This is a genomic window from Ancylobacter sp. Lp-2 (genome assembly GCF_020523795.1).
GTDB lineage: Bacteria > Pseudomonadota > Alphaproteobacteria > Rhizobiales > Xanthobacteraceae > Ancylobacter.
In genome coordinates this window covers 299,369-321,116 of sequence record NZ_JAJALI010000004.1, presented here as the reverse complement: position 1 = coordinate 321,116, position 21,748 = coordinate 299,369, and the positions used below count along the sequence as shown (strand labels likewise).

Genomic DNA, 21,748 nt, shown 5'->3' with positions numbered 1-21,748 from the left:
GATCTTTCCGCACCGCCCACCGTCATGACGTGCTGCCGGGGCACAGGGAGACGTCGTGGATGCCCGGGCCAAAGCCCGGGCATGACGGTGTGCGCGGTGTAGTCGTCCGCCCGACGGCGTGGCCGGCCGGTATCGCTCGGGCATGACGTGAGACCGGGCATGCCAGTGACTCTGGAGGTCAGTGACCTTGGATACCAGTGACCTTGGATTATCGTCGTGACCGGGCTTGTCCCGGCCATCCACGTCTTCCTCTCCGCCGGTGCGCCGTGAAAAAGCGTGGATGCTCGAGCGCAATGACAGGTGCGGCGGGTTCGTCATCCCGGAGAGCCGAGGGGCGATCCATCGAGCGCCCTCATCCTGAGGTGCGAACGTCGGCGAGCCTCGAAGGATGCTCGCGGTGCCGGGCCGGACGACCATCCTTCGAGGCCCGGCTGTCGCCGGGCATCTCAGGATGAGGTTGCCCTTGAGTCGTGTCAGCACCGGACCTCTCGGGAGGCCGCCGCGCCGCCGGCCTCAGCTGCCGCCTTCGATCTTCTTCTTCAGCCCGTCGAGGCCGGCCTTGTAGAGCCCGGTCACGGCGGCGATGGCGGCCTCGTCGTTCAGCTCCGGCGGCGGATCGTTGTTGGGGTAGCCGCGGTAGAAGGCACCGCGCCACTCGACCTGCGACTTCGCCCCGCCCTCGGCCGGCGTCACGATGAGCCAGGAGGAGTAGTTGGTGACCGGCAGCACCTTCACGTCGACCTGATCGATGCGGTACATCAGGGTCATCTTCTCGGGCTCGAGCTTGGCGACCTCCTCGACCACCGTCGCGCCGTTCTTCAGCGTCAGGGTACGCTTGGCGCCGGCCGCGTTGCCGCCGGTGCCCTCGGTCTTGTCGACCACCGGGATCCAGCCGCCATCCTGGAAGTTGCTGACCACCTCCCAGACCTTGGCCGGGGCAGCGTTGATCACGATGGTCTCGCTGACCTTCTGGCGGGTGGGGCCGTGCGCCTGCGCGCCGGAGGCGCCGACGGCGAGGGTGGCCGCGGCCACGGCCATGGTGAGGAGTTCGAACTTCATCGTTTCCATCCCGGAACAGTTGACGTTGCGGACGTTTCTCGCCCGTTGCCAACCAGTCTAGGAGCGGAATCGGCCGTCGTGAACTCCTTTGAACGGCGAAAATGTCGCGGGCGAATTCTTCGGTAATTCTAAGAGAATTCTAAGAAAAATCCTTCAGCACCTTGAGAAACGCGGTGCCGAACGCCTCCAGCTTGGCGGCGCCGACGCCCTTGATACCGCCAAGCTCCAAGCGGTTGCGCGGGTGCTCCACCGCCATCTCCTCCAGCGTGCGGTCGGCGAAGACGACATAGGCCGGCACGCCGCGCTCGGCGGCCAATTCGCGGCGCAGCGCCTTGAGCTTGGCCAGCAGCGAGGCCTCGGCGGGGGCGAGTTCGGGGGCCTCGGGCCGGCTGGAGCGGTCGCGCTTCACCTTCGAGGGCGCGCGCAGGGTGAAGGCGCGGGTGCCGGCGAGGATCGCCTTGCCGTTATCGGTGAGCTGGAGCGCACCGAAGCGCTCGACATCGGCATGCAGCGCACCGGTGGCGACCAGCTGGCGCAGCAGGGCGCGCCACTCGGTGGCCGGGCGGTCGGCGCCGGCGCCGAAATCGGCGAGCCGGTCATGGCCGCGCCCGCACACCTGATCGGAGCGCTGGCCGGTGACGACGCTGGCGAGATAGGCGGCGCCGTAGCGCTCGCCGGTGGCGCGGGCGAGGCGCAGCACCAGCTCCGCCTGCTTCGAGGCGTCCACCACCTTGGGCGGATCGCGGCAGACGTCGCAATGGCCGCAGGCCTTGGCGCGCTCGCCGAAATAGCCGAGCAGCACCGCGCGACGGCAGGTGACCGCCTCGCAGAAGCCGACCATGGCGTCGAGCCGGCGCGCCTCCACCAGCTTGCGCTCGGGCGAGGACTGTTCCTCGTCGATGAAGCGGCGGCGGGTGGCGATGTCGCCGCCGGAATAGAGCAGGTGCGCCTCGGAGGGCTGGCCGTCGCGACCGGCGCGGCCGATCTCCTGATAATAGGCCTCGAGGCTGCCCGGCGCGTCGGCATGCAGCACATAGCGGACATTCGACTTGTCGATGCCCATGCCGAAGGCGACGGTCGCCACCATCACGATGCCGTCCTCGGCGAGGAAGGCCTCCTGATGCGCGGCGCGCTGCTCCGGCGACAGGCCGGCGTGATAGGGCAAAGCGCGGACGCCGGCGGCGACCAGGCGCTCGGCGGTCTCCTCCACCTTCTTGCGCGAGATGCGGTAGATGATGCCGGGCACGCGCGGGCGCGCCTTCACATAGCTTTCGATCTGCCGGGCCGGGTCCTTCTTCTCCTCCATGCCGATGAAGATGTTCGGCCGGTCGAAGCCGGAGACGAACACCCGCGCCTGCCCGCCGAACAGCCGCTCGACGATGTCGCCCTGCGTCGCCTTATCGGCGGTGGCGGTGAGCGCCACCAGCGGCACGCCGGGGAAGATCTCGCGCAGCCGGCCGAGCTGGAGATATTCGTTGCGGAAGGAATGGCCCCATTGCGAGATGCAGTGCGCCTCGTCCACCGCGACGAGGCCGAGCGGCAGCCGGGAGAGGGCGGAGAGCATGCGATCGGTCATCAGCCGCTCGGGGGCGAGGTAGAGCAGGCGCACCTCGCCGGCCGCGACGCGGCGCCAGATCGCGACATTGTCCTCGCGCGGCTTGCCGGAGTGCAGCGCCTCGGCGGCGACGCCCTGAAGCTTCAGCGCGTTCACCTGGTCGTCCATCAGCGCGATCAGCGGCGAGATGACGATGGAGAGGCCGCCGAGTGTGAGCGCCGGCAGCTGGTAGCACAGCGACTTGCCGGCGCCGGTCGGCATCACCGCCAGCGTCGGCACGCCGGCGAGCACGGCATCCACCACCTCCTGCTGGCCGGGGCGGAAGCGGTCGAAGCCGAAGACCTCCTTGAGGATGGCGGTCTTGCGCGCCTCGACTTCGCGCGGCAGCACGTCGGAGGCGGCGGAAGCGGCGGCATGCATGTTCATGCCGCGCGACGCCCGGCGGATTGGCTATGGACGGCTGACAAACGCTGGACGGCCGTGGCGGCGATGGACATGGTGCGGCCTCCTGCCGGTTTTGAGAGAATCAGTGCGGATGGCGCCGGAGCTCACCCTCGGTTTAACCCTTGTCGCGCTGCTGTTCGAGGCCGCTTTCGGCTATCCGGCATTGCTCGTGGCGCGCATCGGCCATCCGGTAATGTGGGCGGGGCGGCTGATCGCCTTTCTCGACCGCCATCTCAACCGCGAGGGTGTCCCGCCACGCCTGCGCCAGTTCGCCGGCCTCGTCGCGCTGCTGGTGCTGCTGACCGTGTGCGTCGGGGCCGGGCTCATGGCGCAGAAGGTGCTGCTGGCGATCCCCTTCGGCTTCCTCGCGGTGGCGGTGCTCGGCTCGGCGCTGCTGGCGCAGCGCAGCCTTTATGAGCACGTCGCACGGGTGGCGGAGGGGCTCGATGCGGGGCTCGCCGAGGGGCGGGCGGCGGTGTCGATGATCGTCGGCCGCGACCCGGAGGCGCTCGACGAGGCCGGGGTGTCGCGGGCGGCGATCGAGAGCCTCGCGGAGAATTTCTCCGACGGCATCGTGGCGCCGGCGCTATGGATGGCGATCGGCGGGCTGCCGGGCATCTGCCTGTACAAGGCGGCCAACACCGCCGATAGCATGATCGGCCACCGCACGCCGCGCTTCCTCGATTTCGGCCGGGCGGCGGCGCGCTTCGACGACCTGATCAACCTACCGGCCTCGCGGCTGGCAGGCGGGCTGATGATCGCGGCGGCCTTCCTGATGCCGGGCGCCTCCGCGCGGGACGCGTGGCGGGCGGTGCGGCGCGACGCGCGGTTCCACAAATCGCCGAATGCCGGCTGGCCGGAGGCGGCGCTCGCGGGGGCATTGGGGCTCGCCCTCGCCGGGCCGCGCGTCTATCACGGCCAGCTGGTGACGGATGGCTATATGGGCACCGGCGGGCGGCGGGAGTGCACCGCGGCGGATATCAGGCGGGCGCTGGCGCTGTACCGCATCACCGACGGGCTGTTGATCGCGCTGGCCGGCGCCGGGGCGGCGGCGTTCTGGGCGTTCTAGCCCCGCGCGATCTCCAAGAGCCGCTCCAGCTTCACATGGCGGGCGAGGTGGTCGGCCAGCTCGTCGAGCGCGGCGTCGACGCCGGCCTCGTAGTCGAGTGCGCTCGGCGGGGCGCCGAGGCGGGTGAGCCAGGCCGAGCGCTGGGCGTCGTCGGCGAACAGGCCATGCGCGTAGGTACCGACGACGCGGCCATCGGCGGAGACGGCACCCTCGACGCCCTCGCCGTCGATGCGGGCAAAGGGGCGGGCGCGGTCGGGGCCTTCCGTCACGCCCATATGCATCTCGTAGCCATGGAAGGCGATGCCGTCGGCGCTCACGCCGGTGATCGGCACGAGGCGCTTTTCCGCCGTCAGCACGGTGTCGACATCGAGCAGGCCGAGGCCGGGAACCTTGCCGGCGGGGCCCTCGATACCGATGGGATCGTCGATGGAGCGGCCGAGCATCTGGTAGCCGCCGCATAGGCCGAGCACCCGGCCGCCGCGCCGCGCATGGGCGGCGATGTCGATGTCCCAGCCAGCGGCGCGCAGCTCGGCGAGATCGGCAATGGTGGATTTCGAGCCGGGCAGGATGACGAGGTCGATGTCGCCCGGCAGCGGCTGGCTGGGGCGCAGGCGGATCAGCTCGACCGCCGGCTCGGCCTCCAAGGGGTCGAGGTCGTCGAAATTGGAGATGCGCGGCAGGAGCGGCACGGCGATGCGCAGGCGGGCGCCGGGTTTGGCCTGCGGGACGGCATCGAGGGCGAGCGCGTCCTCGGCGGGCAGGCGGTGGGCATTCTTAAAGAACGGGATCAGGCCGAGATTTTCCCACGCGGTGCGGCGGGCGATCTCGTCCATGCCGCTCGCGAACAGCGCCGGGTCGCCGCGGAAGCGGTTGACCAGGAAGCCCTTGATCATTGCCGCGTCGGCCGGGTCGATCACCGCGCGGGTGCCGACCAGGCTGGCGATGACACCGCCGCGGTCGATGTCGCCGATCAGGATCACCGGCACATTGGCGGCGCGGGCGAAGCCCATGTTGGCGATGTCGGCGGCGCGCAGGTTGATCTCCGAGGCCGAGCCGGCGCCTTCCACCAGCATGAGGTCGGCCTCCGCGCGGAGCTTCTCGAAGCTCTCCAGCACTGGCGCCATCAGCTCGGGCTTGAGGCGCTGGTAGTCGCTGGCGCGGGCGCTCCGCCATGCCTTGCCCTGCACGACGATCTGCGATCCCGTCTCGCTCTGCGGCTTCAGCAGCACCGGGTTCATGTGCACGCTGGGCGGCACGAAGGCGGCGCGGGCCTGCAGCGCCTGCGCGCGGCCGATCTCGCCGCCGTCCTGCGTGACGGCGGCATTGTTCGACATGTTCTGCGGCTTGAAGGGACGCACCCGCAGACCCTGCCGGGCGAAGGCGCGGGCGAGGCCGGCGACGATCAGCGACTTGCCGACATCCGAGCCGGTACCCTGGAACATCAGGGCACGGCCTTCGCGCGTGGCGGCGGTCATCGCCGAACCTTAGAGCAGACCGTTATGAGCGGCGTGCTTCCAGATAGTCGACGCGGCGCTCCAGATTGGCCTCGCGCACCATGCCAGGGATGAGGAAGAGGTCGACGATCTGGCCGATGCCGAGCAGGCCGAGCGTCAGCAGCCACAGCGCGCCGGTCCAGTAGCGGCCGGCATAGAAGCGGTGAATGCCGCAGACCCCGATGAGGCCGAACAGCCAGAAGAGATAGGCAACGGGCGTCGAGCGCATGGACGCGCAACTCCATCTGATGACCACGCCGCGACATCCGGCGTCCCCCTGCAGATAGGGATGACGCTGCGGGATTTCGAGGGGGCGGCATCAGAACTCGATGCCCTTCTGCGCCTTCACGCCCGCCTTGAAGTGGTGCTTCGCCAGCGTCATCTCGGTGACGAGGTCGGCGGCCTCGACCAGCTCCGGCTTGGCGTTGCGGCCGGTGACGACGACGTGCAGATCCGGGCGGCGCTGCGTGAGCACTGCGATCACCTCGTCGAGCGGCAGGTAGTCGTAGCGCAAGGCGATGTTGAGCTCGTCGAGGATGACGAGGCCGATGGACGGGTCTTCCATCAGCTCTTGCGCCTTCTCGAAGGCGCGGGCGCAGGCGGCGATGTCGCGGGCCTTGTCCTGCGTCTCCCAGGTGAAGCCCTCGCCCATGGAGTGCCACTCGACCCGGTCGCCGAAGACCGAGAGCGCGTCGCGCTCGGCCGAGTGCCAGGCGCCCTTGATGAACTGCACCACGCCCACCCGGCCACCATGGCCGAGAATGCGCAAAGCGAGGCCGAAAGCGGCGGTCGACTTGCCCTTGCCGGCGCCCGTATGGACGATCAGCAGGCCCTTCTCGACGGTCTTGCCGGCCACCTCGGCGTCCTGCACCGCCTTGCGCTTCGCCATCTTCTCGCGATGGCGCGTCGCCTCCTCGGCGGAGATGTCGGGCATCATTTCACCTTCAACGGAATGCCGGCGACCACCAGGATCACCTCGTCGGCGACCTCGGCGAGGCGCTGGTTGAGCCGACCCTGGGCATCGCGGAAGCGGCGGGCCAGCGCGTTGTCCGGCACGATGCCGAGCCCGACCTCGTTGGACACCGCCACCACCGGGCCGTCATGGGCGAGCAGCTCGGCCTCGAGGATCGCCGAATCGAGGCCGGGATCGGCGTCGGCCAGCATGCGGTTGGACAGCCAGAGGGTCAGGCAGTCGATGAGCACCGGGGCGCCGGAGGGCAGGGCGCCGAGCGCGCCGGCGAGGTCGTGCGGCGCCTCGACACCGATCCAGCCCTCGCCGCGTCGGTCGCGATGCTGGGCGATGCGCTCTTCCATCTCGGCATCATAGGCCTGCGCCGTGGCGAGGTAGTACCACGGCGCAGGGAAGCGCTCGACCAGCGCCTCGGCGTGGCGGCTCTTGCCGGAGCGCGCGCCGCCGAGGACGAGGGTGAACGGCATGGCGGTTCAGGCCGCCGCCGCGCCGAGGCGCGGACGCAGCCAGCCGGACAGGCCGCCGAGCAGCACCCAGAACAGGAAGCTCACCGCCACCGAGGCGACGACGAAGCTATGGTGCAGCGCTTCCGGGATCGGGCTGTCATGGCTGTCGGGCTGCGGCGCGCCTATGAGATGCGGCGCCAGGATGACCAGCACGCCGAGCGCCGCCAGCAGCGGCGAGCGGCCATAGACCAGCAAGGCGAGGCCGACGGCGGTGGCGAGCGCGGTGCCGATCCACCACAGCTGGCGCGCCATCAGGTCCGCCGCCGGCATGGCGGGCAACTCCGGCGGCAGGCCGAGGCCGGGGGCGAGGGTGAACACCGCGAAGCCGGCGAGGCCCCACAGCACGCCCTCGCGCCAGCCCGACAGGCCGCCCTTCAGCTCGGTGGCGGCGACCAGGAGAAGGCCGAAACCGAAGGCGGTGAGGATGCTGGCGACGACGGTGAAGGCGTTGCGCTCGAAGCCGTCGGCGGGGGACCACGCCTCGGGATCGTGGTGATGGTCGTCGGCGGCACCGGCGGCATGGCTGTGCGCCTCGGTCGAGGCGTGCACGTGCGCGTCGGCCTGAGCCTCGGCCGCCGGGGCGGCTTCCCCGCCCTCGAAGGTCTCGGCCTTGAGGATCAGCGGCACGGTGGTGAACAGATGCACGGCGGCGGAAGCCACGCCGGTAGCGATGCCCGCCACCAGCGCGACGAGCAGGATCGTCCGGAACAGGGACATGGAAACCCCCGTCAGTGGCAGGGGAAGGCGTTGACGTGGCGTACGTCGTGCGCCGCATTGTGCGCGGCGGCGATGTGGGAGAAGCCCACCCCGCCGATCACGAACACGCCGAGCAGCGCGGCGAAGGTGATGGCGAGCGCGCGCGAGGCCGGGGTCTCGGTCGCGGCGGCGGCGGAATGCGGATGCGCGTTCAGGCTATTCATGGTCGTCTCCTTCTGCCCTCCACCCGAGGGCCGGCCACCGCGATGGCCGGAGTGATGTCGACGGCCGGTCTCCTGGCTCGCGGGTCGTCGCCCGTCCCTCCGCCTTCCCGGCGCGAACGCCAGTGGCCAGTAGAGGTAGGCTCGCCGCTTACAGTTGCGGGGGCAGCCACGGAATCGACCAAGCTTCCGAGGAAGTCTGGTCCCACCGCGTTCCCGTCTTGCGTCCCGTGCCCATCACGGGAACCGTCGACTGGCTTCAACTATAACGCCGGGCGGGTGCGCCGCAATGCCCCCGCGTTGACATTCCCCCGCCGCGCTCCTTTAGTGGCCGCGACCGACGGTTTCCTCCCTTCACCGGGAGGGACGAAGAGGGAATGCGGTGCGCGGGCCCAGGGCTTAGTCCCTTGGCCGGCAATTCCGCGGCTGCCCCCGCAACTGTGAGCGGCGAGCCCGAGCCGAAGAGCCACTGGAGCGATCCGGGAAGGCGGCAAGGGCGGCGACCCGCGAGCCAGGAGACCTGCCGGCGGTCCGGTCGTGCGTGCCGGCGGGGTGCCCGGCAGGCAGGTGACGTCGCGGGCCCGTCGAGGCGCCGGCGGCGTGCGCGGGAAGCCTCCCGCGGCCGGCGTGCCCTCACACATGCAACGCCGCCGGAGACGCCTTCATGACTGCTTCCACTTCGCTCGCCCGTGTTCCCTGCACCATCGTCACCGGCTTCCTTGGCGCGGGAAAGACCACGCTGATCCGCCACGTGCTGGAGAACGCCAAGGGCAAGCGCCTCGCGGTGATCGTCAACGAGTTCGGCGATGTCGGCATTGACGGCGACATCCTGAAGGGCTGCGGCATCGAGACCTGCCCGGAGGAGAACGTCGTCGAGCTGGCCAATGGCTGCATCTGCTGCACGGTGGCCGACGATTTCGTGCCGGCGCTCGACGCCATCCTCTCCCGCGTGCCGAAGGTCGACCACATCCTGATCGAGACCTCCGGCCTTGCGCTGCCCAAGCCGCTGGTGCAGGCCTTCCACTGGCCGGCGATCAAGAGCCGGGTGACGGTGGACGGCGTCGTCGCGGTGGTGGACGGCGAGGCGCTGGCGTCCGGCCGCGTCGCCCATGACCATGATGCGCTGGCCGAGCAGCGGGCGGCCGACGCCTCGCTCGACCATGACGACCCGATCGAGGAGGTGTTCGACGACCAGATCGCCTGCGCCGACCTGGTGGTGCTGACCAAGGCCGACCTGATCGACGACGCGGGGATGGCGACGGCCCGCGCGGCGCTCGATGCCGAGCTACCCAAGGGCGTGCGGGTGGTGAACGTGACGCAGGGCCGGCTCGACCCGGCGGTGCTGCTCGGCCTCGGCGTGGGCACCGAGGACGACATCGCGAACCGCCGCACCCATCACGACAACGAGGCCGAGCACGACCACGACGATTTCGACAGCTTCGTCGTCGAGGTGCCGGAGATTGCCGACCCTACCGAGTTCGCCGCGCGGGTGGCGCGGGCCGCCGAGGAGGCGGAGGTGCTGCGGGTGAAGGGCTTCCTCGCGGTGGCGGGCAAGCCGATGCGGCTTTTGGTGCAGGCGGTGGGGCCGCGCGTCGACCACCATTTCGACCGGCCCTGGGGCGCCGGCGAGCGCGGCGGCCGGCTGGTCGCCATCGGGCTGAAGGGGCTCGACCGGGCGAAGGTGGAGGCCATCCTCGCCGGCGCGCCGGTGGCGGCCTGAGGCGGGGCGATGGCGCGGCGCGCGGCTGATCCGATGCAGGCGGCGATCCCGGACGGGACCGGCGCGTCCCGGGAGCGCGCGCGGGGGGGCGGTGTCGTCGTGAGCGCGGGGGTGCGGATGCGCACCGGCGCGGCTCGGTAGCGGCGCCATGCACATCCTCGCCACCAGCTCCAGCTCGCTCGACGACCTCGCCGAGCCGGTCGATCTCGCGCAGGCGCGGACTGACATCGTGGTGGCGTCCTTCGCCGACAGCGACCTCGCGGCGCTGGCGCGGGCATTCGGGGATAGCGGCGGGGAGGGCGTGCCGGGCGGAACGCCGTCGTCGCTTCCGCAGCCGAACCTTGCACCGCCCACTCTCGCCCTCGCCAATCTGCGCGAGCTGAAGCACCCGATGTCGGTCGATCTCTGGGTCGACCGGCTGGCGCCGCAGGCCCGGATCGTGGTGGTGCGGCTGCTCGGCGGGCTCGACTGGTGGCGCTACGGCGTCGAGCGGCTGGCGGCGGCAGCGCGGGCGCATGGCTTCGCGCTCGCCGTGCTGCCGGGCGAAGACCGCGACGATCCGCGCCTCGCCGAGGCCTCGACGCTGCCGGCGGACGAACTCGCGGCGCTGCTCGGCTATTTCCGCGCCGGCGGGCCGGACAATATGCGGGCGCTGCTGGCCCTGCTGGGGCGCCATGCCGGGCGCGCGGCCGAGGTGCCGCCGCCGCGACCACTCCCGCTGGCGGGGTTCTATGACTGGGCCGGCGCTGGCGGATTGTCCTCCCAGCGGCGTTCCCCTTCACCCGACCATCTCCCCCGCGGGGAGAGGGCTTCCCCCTCGGCGCGACCTGCTCTCTCTCCCCGCACAGATTCCGGCTGTAGTCAGGTTCTGCACTCGTCGGGACCAACATCGGATGCATCCGATGTTGGTGGAGAGGGATGGGGTGAGAGGAGAGCACGGTTCCGCGATGAGAGTGGCCCGGTTCGGGTGGTGCCGCCCTCGCCGGAGGAAGTGAACCCCCGATCCGGCGACGAGCCGTTCGCTGCCAATTCGCGAGGCACCCCACTCATTGCGGGGGATACGCCGTCCCGTGATACCGATCACGCGCTGGACGATGCGACGCCCACCATTCCCGTCCTGTTCTACCGCTCGCTGCTGATGGCCGGCGACACCGCGCCGGTGGATGCGTTGTGCGCGGCGCTGGCCGGACGGGGGCTCGATCCGCGACCGATCTTCGTCGCCAGCCTCAAGGATCCGCACGCCGCCGGCTTCCTGCGTCGCGAATTGCCGGGGCTGCGGCCGGCGGCGCTGGTGACGCTGACCGCCTTCGCCGCCGCCGAGCCGGGCGAGGAAGGGCTGCTCGACCTCACCGATGCGCCGGTGCTGCAAGCGGTGGTGGCGACCACGCGGCGGGCGGCGTGGCGCGAGGGTGCGCGGGGGCTGGCCAGCGCCGACCTCGCCATGCATGTGGTGCTGCCGGAGCTCGACGGGCGGGTGCTGGTGGGGGCGGTGTCGTTCAAGGACATGGCGGAGGCGGGTGCCACGCATCTCGTCAACCGGCCGGAGCCGGAACTGGTGGCGGCGGTGGCCGACCGGGTGGCGGCGCTGGTGCGGCTGCGGCGCCTCGCGCCTGCCGCGCGCCGGGTGGCGGTGATCCTGCCGGACTATGCGGGAGCCGCCGGACGCACCGGCTGGGCGGTGGGGCTCGACGTGCCGGCCAGCGTGCTGGCTTTGCTCGCGGACATGAAGGCCGCCGGCTACCAAGTGGCGGACGTGCCCGAGGATGAGCGGGCGCTGGTGGCGGCGCTGGGCGATGCCGCTCGTGCCGAGGGGCTTGGTGCGGCGGCTGCGGTTGCAGCCAGTCCGGTGGAGAGACGAGATGCCGTGAGGGGGGCGATGGCCTCCCGATCGCCTTCCACCCCTACCCAACCCTCTTCCTCGCAGGGAGAGGGCTTTTCCGCGTTGGAAATGCGTCGCCATATCGCCGCAGGCGAGGAGGCCTTTCAGGCTCTGGAAGAAGGCTCTCCAAGCTTCTGCCGCGAAGACGGCCATCCGGACGGCGGAGCGATTGCGACGCCCGCGGCCGGCGGGCGCCATTTCGGCACCGCCGACGATCTCTCGCTGTCTCTCAGCGCTTATCGCCGCCTCATCGCGGGCCTTCCGCCCGAAGCCCTCGCCGCCGTCGAAGCCGCATGGGGCGTGCCGGAGGACGATCCGGCTTGCGTTGACGGGGCGTTCCGCTTCCGGGCGATCCGCTGCGGCCATGTCCTCGTCGCGCTGGCACCGGATCGCGGCTCGGCGACTGAGCGGCGGGCGCAGTATCACGACCCCGCCTTGCCGCCGCGCCACGCGCTCGTCGCCTTCGGGCTGTGGCTGCGGCGCGAGGTGGATGCCGTCGTACATATGGGCGCGCATGGCACGCTGGAATGGCTGCCGGGCAAGCAGGTGGCGCTGACGCCGTCCTGTTTCCCCAGCCTCGTCGTCGGCGCGCTGCCGGTGGTCTACCCGTTCATCGTCTCCAATCCCGGCGAGGCGGCGCAGGCCAAGCGGCGCATCGCGGCGGTAACGCTCGGCCATCTGCCGCCGCCGCTGAAGGATGCCGAGCTCGACGGCGACGCCCGCGACCTCGAGCGGCTGGTCGACGAATATGCGCAGGCCGAGGGGCTCGACCGGCGCCGGCGCGAGAAGCTGGCGCGGCTGATCGTCGAGGAGGCCGGGCGCACCGGGCTGGCGAAGGACGCGCGCATCGACGGCGCGGATGATGGCGAGGCGCTCCGACGCATCGACGCCTGGCTGTGTGACCTCAAGGAGTTGCGGCTCAAGGACGGCTTCCATGTCTATGGGCGCGGGCCGTGCGGGGAGGCCGAGCGCGACGGGCTGCTGGTGGCGCTCGACGGGCGGCGGGTGAAGGCCGGGCCGGCGGGCGCGCCGGCGCGGGGGCGTTCCGATGTGCTGCCCACCGGGCGCAACCTCTCCACCGCCGATCCGCGCGGCCTGCCGACGCCGACCGCGATGGATCTCGGCCGGCTCGCCGCCGACGAGGTGGTGCGTGCCTACATGCAGGCGCATGGCGACTGGCCGCGCGCGCTGGTGCTCGATTTGTGGGGCAGTGCCACGCTGCGCACCGGCGGCGAGGAGATCGCGCAGGGCCTCGCGCTGATCGGCGCCCGGCCAGTATGGGACCCGGCGACCGGGCGCGTGACCGGCATCGAGGTGCTGCCGCCGGCGGCGATGGGGCGGCCGCGCATCGACGTGACCTTCCGCATTTCCGGCCTGTTCCGCGACCTGTTCCCGGCGCAGATCGCCCTTCTGGACGCGGCGCTGAAGGCGGTGGCGCGGCGGGACGAGCCGGCCGAGGAGAATCCGCTGGCGGCGGCGGGCGAGGGGGCGCCGCGCATTTTCGGCACCGCGCCGGGGGCCTATGGCGCCGGGCTCGACATGCTGACCGGTGAGCGGGAGACCGATGCGGTGGGCGCCGCCTATCTCGCCAGCGCCTCGCACGCCTATGGCGGCGCCGAGGGCACGGCGCGGCCGGCGGCGGCGGCCTTCGCGGCGCGGGTGGCGGCGGCGGATCTCATCGTGCACGGGCAGGACGATCCGGGGCGCGACCTGCTGGAGGGCGATGCCGACCTCGCCTTTCTCGGTGGCTTCGCGGCGGCGGCGGCCTCGCTCGGGCGGGTGCCGGACCTCGTGGTGCTCGACACCAACGACCCGGCGCGGCCGACGGCGCGGCCGCTCGACCAGGCGCTGGCGCGGATCGTGCGGCGGCGGGTGGCGCCGGCCTATATCGAGGGGCTCCTGCGCCACGGGCCGCGCGGCGCGGCGGAGATCGTCGAGACCGTCGACCGGCTGGTCGGCTTCGCCGAGGTGACGCCGGCGGTGCCCTCGCATCTGATTGAGCTGATCCACGTCGCCTATGTCGCCGACGAGCGGGTGCGGGATTTCCTTGCGGCGCAGTCGCCGGAGGGCGCGCGCTTCGTCGCCGAGCGGCTGGACGGCGCGCGTCGGCGTGGGCTGTGGCACCCGAGGCGCAATGATGTCGATGCCGGCCTCGACGGGTTGCGCGTGCCCGGAAGGGGCGGGGAGGCGGCGGAATGAGTGGTGCCGCCGCGATAGAGGACGGCTTGCGCCGGGGCGCCTGCCCGAGCCTGCCGGCGCCGATGGCGACCGGCGACGGGCTGCTGGCGCGGCTCGCGCTCGCCGCACCGCTGGCGCCGGCGCAGGCCATCGGGCTGGCGGCGCTGGCGCGGGACTGCGGCAATGGCATCATCGAGGTGACCGCACGCGGGAAAATACAGTTGCGCGGGTTCGATGCGGCGGGGGCGGCGCGTCTGGCCGACGGAGTGGGAGCGCTCGGTATCGCGGTGCGCGAGGGGCTGGGCATCGAGGTGAGCGCGCTGGCCGGACGCGACCCCGCCGCCGCTTTCGATCCGCGCCCGCTGGCGGCGGCGCTGGCGCAGGCGGCCGATGTCGCCGGGCTGGCGGCGCGGCTGGCGCCGAAGGTGAGCGTCGGCATCGATGGCGGTGGCGTGCTGGGGCTCGGCGGGCGCGATCTCGACATCGCGGTGTCGCCGGAGGCTGGGGAATTCCGCATCGAGGCCGCCGGCGTGGCGCTGGGGCGGAGCTGCGCGCCGGCGCCTGCGGTGCTGGCACTGCTGGAGCGGCTGGCCGCCTTCGGTCCTCGGGCGCGGATGCGCGACCTGATCGCCCATGAGGGCGTGGCGGCGCTGAGCGAAGGACTGGAGCCGGTGGAGGCGCGCGCGCCGGTGCCGGCCGAGCCGGTGGGGCGGCACGCGCTCGACGAGGGATGGGCGCTCGGGCTGGCGCTGCCCTTCGGCCAGATCGAGGCCGAGGGACTGGCGGCGCTGGCCGGCAAGGCGGCGGAGCTGGGCGCCTCCTTCATCGAGCCGGTCGGCGGGCGGGCGCTGCTGATCGGGCCGCTCGCGGCGGCCGCGGCGGAGAGGCTGGCGCAATGGGCGGGGGCGGCGGGGCTGATCGTCGAGCCCGGCGATCCGCTGCGGCGGGTCGAGGCCTGCCCCGGCGCGCCGGCCTGCGGCTCGGCGCGATTCGCCACGCGAGCACTGGCGCGCCAGCTCGCCGGGCTGGCGAAGGGGCGCTCGGTGCATGTTTCGGGCTGCGTGAAGGGCTGCGCGCGCCCCGGCCGGGCCGGTCTCACCATCGTGGGGCTGGACGAAGGGGCCGGGATCGTGATCGAAGGCACGCCGCGCGACGTGCCGACCCGGATCGTCCCCTTCGACGAACTGGCGGGCGCCGCGTGCCGAATTCTGGAGAGCGCACGTGGCTGAAGCTGCCCACGACTATATTCGCGACGGCAACGCCATCTATGAGCGTTCCTTCGCCATCATCCGCGACGAGGCCGAGCTCGGCCGCTTCACGCCGGAGGAGGCGGAGGTGGCGGTGCGGATGATCCATGCCTGCGGCCTCGTCGAGGCGGCGCTCGCCATCGACTTCGCGCCCGATCTGGTGCGGGCGGCGCGGGCCGCGCTCGCCGCCGGCGCGCCGATCCTGTGCGACGCGCAGATGGTGGCGCATGGAGTGACGCGGGCGCGGCTGCCGGCCAATAACGAGGTGATCTGCACGCTGCGCGATCCCGAGGTGCCGGCGCTGGCTTCAAGCCTCGGCACCACCCGCTCGGCGGCGGCGCTGGAACTGTGGCGCGACCGGATGGAGGGCGCGGTGGTCGCCATCGGCAATGCGCCGACCGCGCTGTTCCAGCTCCTGGAAATGCTCGACGCCGGGGCGCCGAAGCCGGCGGCGATCCTCGGCATTCCCGTCGGCTTCGTCGGCGCGGCGGAATCCAAGGACGCGCTGGCGGCCGGCGACCATGGCGTGCCGTGGCTGGTGGTGCGCGGGCGGCTGGGCGGCAGCGCCATGGCGGCCGCGGCGGTGAATGCGCTGGCGAGGGCGGGGATATGAGCGCTCCCGCCACTTCCACCGGCTGTCTGATCGGGGTCGGCGTCGGGCCGGGCGACCCGGAACTGATGACGCTGAAGGCGGTGCGGGCGCTCGGCGAAGCCGATGTGGTCGCCTATTTCGCCAAGCGCGGCAATGGCAGCCATGCGCGGGCCATCGCGCATCCGCATTTCCGCGCCGGGGCGGTGGAACTGCCGCTCGACTATCCCGTGACCACCGAGCTGCACCGCCACGACGACGGCTACCGGGCGCAGATCACCGAATTCTACGACGCCAGCGCGCGGCGCGTGGCCGAGCATCTCGACGCCGGGCGCAAGGTGGCGGTGCTCTCCGAGGGCGACCCGCTGTTCTACGGCTCCTACATGCACCTGCATGTGCGGCTCGCGGCGCGCTATCCCACCGAGGTCATCCCCGGCGTCACCGGCATGTCCGGCTGCTGGGCGCAGGCGGGCACACCGATCGCTCAGGGCGACGACGTGCTGAGCGTGCTGCCCGGCACGCTGGACGAGGCGGAGCTGGCGCGCCGGCTCGCCGAGGCCGACGCAGCGGTGATCATGAAGGTGGGGCGCAACCTGCCGAAGATCCGCCGCGCGCTGTCCACCGCCGGACGGCTGGGCCAGGCGCTCTATGTCGAGCGCGGCACCATGGCGGGCGGCGGCACCATGCCGCTCGCCGCGCGCGGCGAGGAACCGGCGCCGTATTTCGCCATCGTGCTGGTGCCCGGCTGGCGCTCGCGGGCAGAAGCGGCGGGCGCGGGATCGGGCGAATGAGCGGGCGGATCGCGGTGATCGGCCTCGGCCCCGGCGAGGCGCGTTATCTCACGCCGGAGGCGGCGGCGGAGCTCGAGGCCGCCGAGGCGGTCTATGGCTACGGCCCCTATCTCGACCGGGTGCCGGCGCGGGCCGGCCAGAGCCGCCACGCCTCCGACAATCGCGAGGAGATCGCGCGGGCCGGCTCCGCGCTCGCCCATGCCGCGACGGGGGCGAAGGTCGCGATGGTGTCGGGTGGGGATCCCGGCGTGTTCGCCATGGCGGCGGCGGTGATCGAGGCGATCGAGGCCGGGCCGGCGGAATGGCGGGGGCTGGAGGTCGCGGTGGTGCCGGGCATCACCGCCATGCTGATGGTGGCGGCCAAGGCAGGCGCGCCGCTGGGGCACGATTTCTGCGCCATCTCGCTCTCCGACAATCTGAAGCCGTGGGAGACCGTCGAGCGGCGGCTGCGGCTGGCGGCGCAGGCGGGATTCGCGATGGCGTTCTACAACCCGGTGTCGAAGGCGCGGCCCTGGCAGCTCGACCGGGCGTTCGACCTCCTGCGCGAGGAACTGCCGGGCGCGGTGCCGGTGATCTTCGGCCGCGCGGCGGGGCGGGCGGACGAGAAGATCGTCACCGTGCCGCTTGCCGGCGCGCGGGGCGACATGGCGGATATGGCGACCTGCATCCTCGTCGGTACGACGGCGACGAGGATCGTCGCGCGGGACGGATTGCCCGACCTCGTCTACACGCCGCGCCGCGCCGATGCGGAGCGGGCATGAAGCCGGGCGTCAATAAGCCGAGCATCGATCCAGGCGAGGGCCTCACTGAGGCTGGCGGCGGGCTCGACGTCCGGCCGCGGCGGGCGGGCGACGAGCACCACCTTCAGGCCGAGCGCGCGGGCGGCGGCGAGCTTGGCGGCGCTGGCCGTTCCCCCGCTGTTCTTGGCGAGGACCACTTCGATGCCGTGCGATTTGAAAAGATTGATCTCGGCCTCAAGGATGAACGGGCCGCGGTCGAGGATATAGCCGGCATCCGGCACGGCGAGCGGCGGCTCCACCGGATCGACGCTGCGGATCAGGTAATGGTGCTGCGGCGCGGCCTCCAGCGCGCGCACCTCGTTGCGGCCGAGCGCGGCGAACACCCGGCGCGGCGCGGCGCCGAGGCCGGCGAGGGCGGCGGGCAGGCTCGGCTCTTCCTGCCAGTCGTCGCCGGGCTTCGGCGTCCAGGCCGGGCGGGCCAGCGCCAGCAGCGGCACGTCGGCGAGCCGTGCCGCCTCCACGGCATTCATCGACATGATGGCGGCGAAGGGGTGGGTGGCGTCGACCATGAGGTCGATGCCCTCGGCCCGCAGATGATCAGCCAGCCCCTGCGCGCCGCCGAAGCCACCGATGCGGGTCGGCGCGGGATAGGGGAGCGGGTTGCGCGTGCGGCCGGCAAGCGACACGCTGGGCGCGAGATCGGCCCGGCTCGCCAGCGCCTCGACGAGCGCGCGGGCTTCGCTGGTGCCGCCGAGCACCAGGACGCGCAGCGGGCGGGACGCGTGATGAGGAGCGGTGATGCCGGAAGCTGAAGCCGTGATGCGTGACGTGATGCGGGACATGGCGCGGGACAATGCGCCGGCGCGGCGGTGGTTGTCCATCGTCGGCATCGGCGAGGACGGCCTCGACGGGCTGTCCGCGCGCGGGCGTGAACTGATCGAAGGGGCCGACGTAGTGTTCGGCGGCGCGCGGCATCTCGCCCTCGCCGGTGAGGCGATCCATGGGGCGGCACGGGCGTGGCCGAGCCCGTTCGAGGACGGGGTGAAGCAGGTGCTGGCGCTTGCCGGCGGCGATGTCTGCGTGCTCGCCTCGGGCGACCCGTTCCTCTACGGCGTCGGCACCGTGCTGGCGCGTCACGTGCCGGCCGACGAAATGGAAGTGGTGCCGGCGCCCTCTGCCTTCAGCCTGGCGGCGGCGCGGCTTGGCTGGGCGCTCAACGACACGACGCTGCTCTCCGCGCATGGACGGGCGGTGGAGGGGACAAGGCGGCATCTGCATGACGGGCGGCTGTTGGTGCTGACCTCCGATGCCGACGGGCCGGCGGCGCTGGCGGCGCTGCTGGTGGCGGCCGGGTTCGGCCCCTCGCTTATGCATGTGCTGGAGGCGCTGGGCGGCGCGCGCGAGCGGGTGCGGCGGGCGACGGCGGAAGGCTTCGCGCTGGGCGACATCCACCCGCTCAACCTCGTCGGCATCGAGGTGGTTGCGGGCGAGAATGCGCGGGCGATCCCGCTCACGCCCGGCCTGCCGGACGACTGGTACGAGAATGACGGGCAACTGACCAAGCGCACCATCCGCGCGGCGACGCTGGCGGCGCTGGCGCCGCGCCGGGGCGAGCTTCTGTGGGACATCGGCGCCGGGGCGGGGTCGATCGGCATCGAATGGATGCTGGCCGATCCGTCCTTGTCGGCCATCGCCATCGAGGAACGCGGCGAGCGGGCGGCGCGGGTGAAGCGCAACGCGCTGGCGCTCGGCGTGCCCGGGCTGCGTGTCGTCGAGGGACGGGCGCCGGAGGCGCTGGAAGGCCTGCCGGCGCCGGACGCCGTCTTCGTCGGCGGCGGGGCGAGCGACAGCGGTGTGCTCGATACGGCGCTGGAGGCGCTGAAGGCGGGCGGGCGGATCGTCGTCAACGCGGTGACGCTGGAGACCGAGGCGGTGCTGCTGGCGCGGCACGCTGTGCTGGGCGGCGAGCTGACGCGACTTTCGGTGGCGCAGGCCGCCCCGGTCGCCGGCATGACCGGCTGGCGGCCGGCAATGCCGGTGACGCAATGGTCATGGAGAAAGCCATGATCGTTGCGGGGGTCGGCAGCCGGCGGGGCGTGAGCGCGCAGGAAGTGTGCGACGCCGTGCGCGGCGCGCTGGCGCGCCATGGCGTGAAGCTCGGCGAGATCTCGCTGATGGCGACGCCGGCGCTGAAGGGCTCCGAGCCCGGCATCATGAAGGGCGCGCTCGATCTCGGCCTGCTGCTGGTCATGGTGCCGCAGACCCAGATGGAGGCGGCGGGCGCGCGCGCCGTCACCCATTCGGAACGGGTGGTGGCGCTGATGGGCGTGCCCTCGGTGGCGGAAGCGGCGGCGCTGGCGGCGGCCGGGCGCGGCTCGACGCTGCTCGGGCCGCGCTTCGTGCTGGGACCGGTGACCTGCGCGCTGGCGCGGGAGCGCGACAAGGAAGCGGACCACGGCACGGACCAGGCGGCCGGCCAAGGGATTGGCCAAGAGACGGGCGAGACGACGTGACGGTGCATTTCATCGGGGCGGGACCGGGCGCGGCCGACCTCATCACCCTGCGCGGGCGCGAGCTGATCGGCCGCTGCCCGGTGTGCCTCTATGCGGGTTCGCTGGTGCCGGCGGAGATGCTCGATTGGTGCCCGCCCGGCGCGCGGCGGGTCGACACCGCGCCGCTGTCGCTCGACGAGATCGAAGCGGAGTTCGTGCGGGCGAGCGCCGCCGGCGAGGATGTCGCGCGGCTGCAATCCGGCGACCTCTCGATCTATTCGGCGGTGGCCGAGCAACTGCGCCGGCTCGACCGGCTCGGCATCGCCTATACGCTCACCCCCGGCGTGCCGGCCTTCGCGGCGGCGAGCGCGCTGCTGGGGCGCGAGCTGACCGTGCCGGGAGTGGCGCAGAGCGTGGTGCTGACGCGGATATCGGGCCGGGCCTCGGCGATGCCGGACACCGAGACGCTGGAAGCCTTCGCCGCCACCGGCGCGACATTGGTGCTGCATCTCGCCATCCACGCCCTGGAGCCGATCGTCGCGCGGCTGCTGCCGACCCATGGGGCGGATTGCCCGGTGGCGGTGGTGGTGGAGGCGAGCCGGCCGGGCGAGCGGGTGATCCGCGGCACGCTGGGCGACATCGTCGCGCGGCATGGCGAGGCGCCGGCGGAGCGGGCGGCGCTGATCCTCGTCGGGTGGGCGCTCGGCGCCGAGGAGTTCCGCGAGAGCGCGCTTTATGACGCGCATTACCAGCGTCGTTTCCGGGGGCGCGACTAGTGGCGCGCGCGCTCATCCTCGCGGCGCCGCGCTCGGGCTCCGGCAAGACCACGGTGACGCTCGGCGTCGTCGCGGCGCTGGCGCGGCGCGGCGTCACGGTGCGAGCGGTGAAGTCGGGGCCGGACTATATCGATCCCGCCTTCCATGCGGTGGCCAGCGGCCAGCCGGGGCTGAACCTCGACAGCTTCGCCATGGCGCCGCAACTGGTGGCCGGCTTGCTCGCCGAGGCCGGGCGCGAGGCGGAGCTGGTGATCATCGAGGCCTCGATGGGGCTGTTCGACGGCATTTCGGGCGAGGCGGGCCGGAGCGGCGCGGCGGCCGATCTCGCGGCGCGCTTCGGCATCCCGGTGGTGCTGGTGATGGATGTGTCCGGCCAGTCGCAATCCGCCGCGGCGGTGGCGCGGGGCTTCGCGACGCACGATCCCGCCGTGCGGATCGCCGCCGCGCTGCTCAACAAGGTGGCGAGCCCGCGCCATCGCGCGCAGGTGGAGGAGGCGATGGCCGGCCTCGGCCTGCCGGTGATCGGCGCGGTGCCGCGCGACGCGGCGCTCGGGCTGCCCGAACGCCATCTCGGGCTGGTGCAAGCCGCCGAGCATGCCGGGCTGGCCGCGCATCTCGACCGGCTGGCGGAGATGGCGCAGGCGCATGTCGACCTCGACGCACTGGTGGCGCTGGCGGCGCCGCTCGACCTCGCGCCGTCCTCGCGGCCGGCGATCGTCCCGCCGGGGCAGCGCATCGCGCTCGCCCAGGACGTCGCCTTCGGCTTCGCCTATGCACATCTCGTCGCCGGCTGGCGCGCGGCGGGCGCGGAGATCGTGCCGTTCTCGCCGCTCGCCGACGAGGCACCGGGGCAGGATTGCGACGTGTGCTGGCTGCCGGGCGGCTATCCCGAACTGCATGCCGGGCGGCTCGCCGCCGGCTCGCGCTTCCTCGACGGCGTGCGGCATTTCGCGCGCACGCGGCCGGTGCATGGCGAGTGCGGCGGCTACATGGTGCTCGGCGAGGCGCTGGAGGATGCCGATGGCGCCGTCCATGCGATGCTCGGCCTGCTCGGCCATGAAACCAGCTTTGCCCGGCGCCGGCTCAATCTCGGCTACCGCCGGGCGACCACGCTGGCGGCGGGGCCGCTCGGCCCGGTGGGGACAAGCCTGCGCGGCCACGAGTTCCATTATGCCAGCGTCACAAAGCCCGGCGACGATGCGCCGCTCGTCACATTGGCGGACGGACAGGGTAAGCCGCTGGGGCCGGCGGGAAGTCGGCGCGGCCTCGTCTCCGGGGCTTTCTTCCATGTGATCGCGCAAGATTAGCGTGCAGGAGCAGAGT

The 21,748-nt window shown here is 72.4% G+C and carries 20 protein-coding genes and 2 riboswitches; of the genes, 11 read left to right on the top strand and 9 right to left on the bottom strand.

The window, feature by feature from the left end:
- Positions 1-513 precede the first annotated feature (513 nt).
- Both LGR54_RS12920 and recQ read right to left on the bottom strand, forming a co-directional pair.
- Positions 514-1,059 (bottom strand): SRPBCC family protein, encoded by a 546-nt coding sequence (locus LGR54_RS12920; RefSeq protein WP_370638198.1) that lies wholly within the window; start codon positions 1,057-1,059, stop codon positions 514-516.
- 139 nt (positions 1,060-1,198) lie between these two features.
- The gene (recQ, locus tag LGR54_RS12915; protein WP_370638197.1) at positions 1,199-3,040 is read right to left on the bottom strand and encodes a DNA helicase RecQ; all 1,842 of its coding nucleotides are present in this window, start codon (positions 3,038-3,040) and stop codon (positions 1,199-1,201) included.
- Positions 3,041-3,149: 109 nt separating this feature from the next.
- Between recQ and cbiB the strand changes: the two genes are divergently transcribed.
- Entirely contained in the window at positions 3,150-4,127 is a 978-nt protein-coding gene (gene cbiB, locus LGR54_RS12910) for an adenosylcobinamide-phosphate synthase CbiB (RefSeq protein WP_230362366.1), read from the top strand.
- On the opposite strand, the gene LGR54_RS12905 is transcribed toward cbiB, so the two are convergent.
- The 6 genes from LGR54_RS12905 to LGR54_RS12880 form a co-directional block, all read right to left on the bottom strand.
- Complete coding sequence (locus tag LGR54_RS12905; protein WP_230362365.1) at positions 4,124-5,602, bottom strand: cobyric acid synthase; 1,479 nt, start codon at positions 5,600-5,602, stop codon at positions 4,124-4,126. The two genes, cbiB and LGR54_RS12905, sit on opposite strands and share 4 nt — an antisense overlap.
- A 22-nt stretch (positions 5,603-5,624) precedes the next feature.
- Positions 5,625-5,849 carry an NINE protein gene (locus LGR54_RS12900; RefSeq protein WP_230362364.1) on the bottom strand — a complete coding sequence of 75 codons (225 nt, stop codon included), beginning with the start codon at positions 5,847-5,849 and terminating at the stop codon, positions 5,625-5,627.
- A gap of 90 nt (positions 5,850-5,939) precedes the next feature.
- The gene (gene cobO / locus LGR54_RS12895; protein ID WP_230362363.1) at positions 5,940-6,554 is read right to left on the bottom strand and encodes a cob(I)yrinic acid a,c-diamide adenosyltransferase; all 615 of its coding nucleotides are present in this window, start codon (positions 6,552-6,554) and stop codon (positions 5,940-5,942) included.
- Positions 6,554-7,057 (bottom strand): bifunctional adenosylcobinamide kinase/adenosylcobinamide-phosphate guanylyltransferase, encoded by a 504-nt coding sequence (gene cobU / locus LGR54_RS12890; protein ID WP_230362362.1) that lies wholly within the window; start codon positions 7,055-7,057, stop codon positions 6,554-6,556. Before cobU ends, cobO begins: the two co-directional genes overlap by 1 nt.
- A 6-nt stretch (positions 7,058-7,063) precedes the next feature.
- Positions 7,064-7,813, bottom strand: coding sequence for a CbtA family protein (locus tag LGR54_RS12885; RefSeq protein WP_230362361.1), 750 nt, complete (start codon positions 7,811-7,813; stop codon positions 7,064-7,066).
- A gap of 11 nt (positions 7,814-7,824) precedes the next feature.
- The gene (locus tag LGR54_RS12880) at positions 7,825-8,016 is read right to left on the bottom strand and encodes a CbtB-domain containing protein (RefSeq protein WP_230362360.1); all 192 of its coding nucleotides are present in this window, start codon (positions 8,014-8,016) and stop codon (positions 7,825-7,827) included.
- Positions 8,017-8,060: 44 nt separating this feature from the next.
- A riboswitch (cobalamin riboswitch) is annotated at positions 8,061-8,279 on the bottom strand.
- 58 nt (positions 8,280-8,337) lie between these two features.
- A riboswitch (cobalamin riboswitch) is annotated at positions 8,338-8,556 on the top strand.
- A 121-nt stretch (positions 8,557-8,677) separates the two neighbouring features.
- On the opposite strand from LGR54_RS12880, the gene cobW reads away from it, so the two are divergent.
- The 6 genes from cobW (at position 8,678) to LGR54_RS12850 (ending at position 17,178) form a co-directional block, all read left to right on the top strand.
- A complete protein-coding gene (gene cobW / locus LGR54_RS12875; protein WP_230362359.1) occupies positions 8,678-9,733 on the top strand; it encodes a cobalamin biosynthesis protein CobW in 1,056 nt (351 codons plus the stop codon).
- A gap of 148 nt (positions 9,734-9,881) precedes the next feature.
- Positions 9,882-13,811, top strand: coding sequence for a cobaltochelatase subunit CobN (gene cobN, locus LGR54_RS12870; protein WP_230362358.1), 3,930 nt, complete (start codon positions 9,882-9,884; stop codon positions 13,809-13,811).
- Positions 13,808-15,019, top strand: coding sequence for a precorrin-3B synthase (cobG, locus tag LGR54_RS12865; protein ID WP_230362357.1), 1,212 nt, complete (start codon positions 13,808-13,810; stop codon positions 15,017-15,019). The genes cobN and cobG overlap by 4 nt, the downstream gene beginning before the upstream one ends.
- Positions 15,012-15,650: a precorrin-8X methylmutase gene (locus LGR54_RS12860; RefSeq protein ID WP_230362356.1), complete on the top strand. Its 639-nt coding sequence runs from the start codon at positions 15,012-15,014 to the stop codon at positions 15,648-15,650. The genes cobG and LGR54_RS12860 overlap by 8 nt, the downstream gene beginning before the upstream one ends.
- Positions 15,647-16,417, top strand: coding sequence for a precorrin-2 C(20)-methyltransferase (locus LGR54_RS12855; RefSeq protein WP_230362355.1), 771 nt, complete (start codon positions 15,647-15,649; stop codon positions 16,415-16,417). Before LGR54_RS12860 ends, LGR54_RS12855 begins: the two co-directional genes overlap by 4 nt.
- Entirely contained in the window at positions 16,414-17,178 is a 765-nt protein-coding gene (locus LGR54_RS12850; protein ID WP_230362354.1) for a precorrin-3B C(17)-methyltransferase, read from the top strand. Before LGR54_RS12855 ends, LGR54_RS12850 begins: the two co-directional genes overlap by 4 nt.
- Here the strand turns inward: LGR54_RS12850 and LGR54_RS12845 are convergent.
- The gene (locus tag LGR54_RS12845; protein ID WP_230362353.1) at positions 17,142-17,999 is read right to left on the bottom strand and encodes a cobalt-precorrin-6A reductase; all 858 of its coding nucleotides are present in this window, start codon (positions 17,997-17,999) and stop codon (positions 17,142-17,144) included. The two genes, LGR54_RS12850 and LGR54_RS12845, sit on opposite strands and share 37 nt — an antisense overlap.
- Here LGR54_RS12845 and cbiE point away from each other — a divergent pair.
- The 4 genes from cbiE to LGR54_RS12825 are packed head-to-tail and all read left to right on the top strand — an operon-like array spanning position 17,977 to position 21,732.
- The gene (gene cbiE, locus LGR54_RS12840; RefSeq protein ID WP_230362505.1) at positions 17,977-19,224 is read left to right on the top strand and encodes a precorrin-6y C5,15-methyltransferase (decarboxylating) subunit CbiE; all 1,248 of its coding nucleotides are present in this window, start codon (positions 17,977-17,979) and stop codon (positions 19,222-19,224) included. The genes LGR54_RS12845 and cbiE overlap by 23 nt on opposite strands.
- On the top strand, positions 19,221-19,670 hold the full coding sequence (locus LGR54_RS12835) for a cobalamin biosynthesis protein (protein WP_230362352.1): 450 nt from the start codon (positions 19,221-19,223) through the stop codon (positions 19,668-19,670). Before cbiE ends, LGR54_RS12835 begins: the two co-directional genes overlap by 4 nt.
- On the top strand, positions 19,667-20,425 hold the full coding sequence (gene cobM, locus LGR54_RS12830; RefSeq protein ID WP_230362351.1) for a precorrin-4 C(11)-methyltransferase: 759 nt from the start codon (positions 19,667-19,669) through the stop codon (positions 20,423-20,425). Before LGR54_RS12835 ends, cobM begins: the two co-directional genes overlap by 4 nt.
- Positions 20,425-21,732, top strand: coding sequence for a cobyrinate a,c-diamide synthase (locus LGR54_RS12825; RefSeq protein ID WP_230362350.1), 1,308 nt, complete (start codon positions 20,425-20,427; stop codon positions 21,730-21,732). The genes cobM and LGR54_RS12825 overlap by 1 nt, the downstream gene beginning before the upstream one ends.
- The last annotated feature ends 16 nt before the right edge of the window (positions 21,733-21,748 follow it).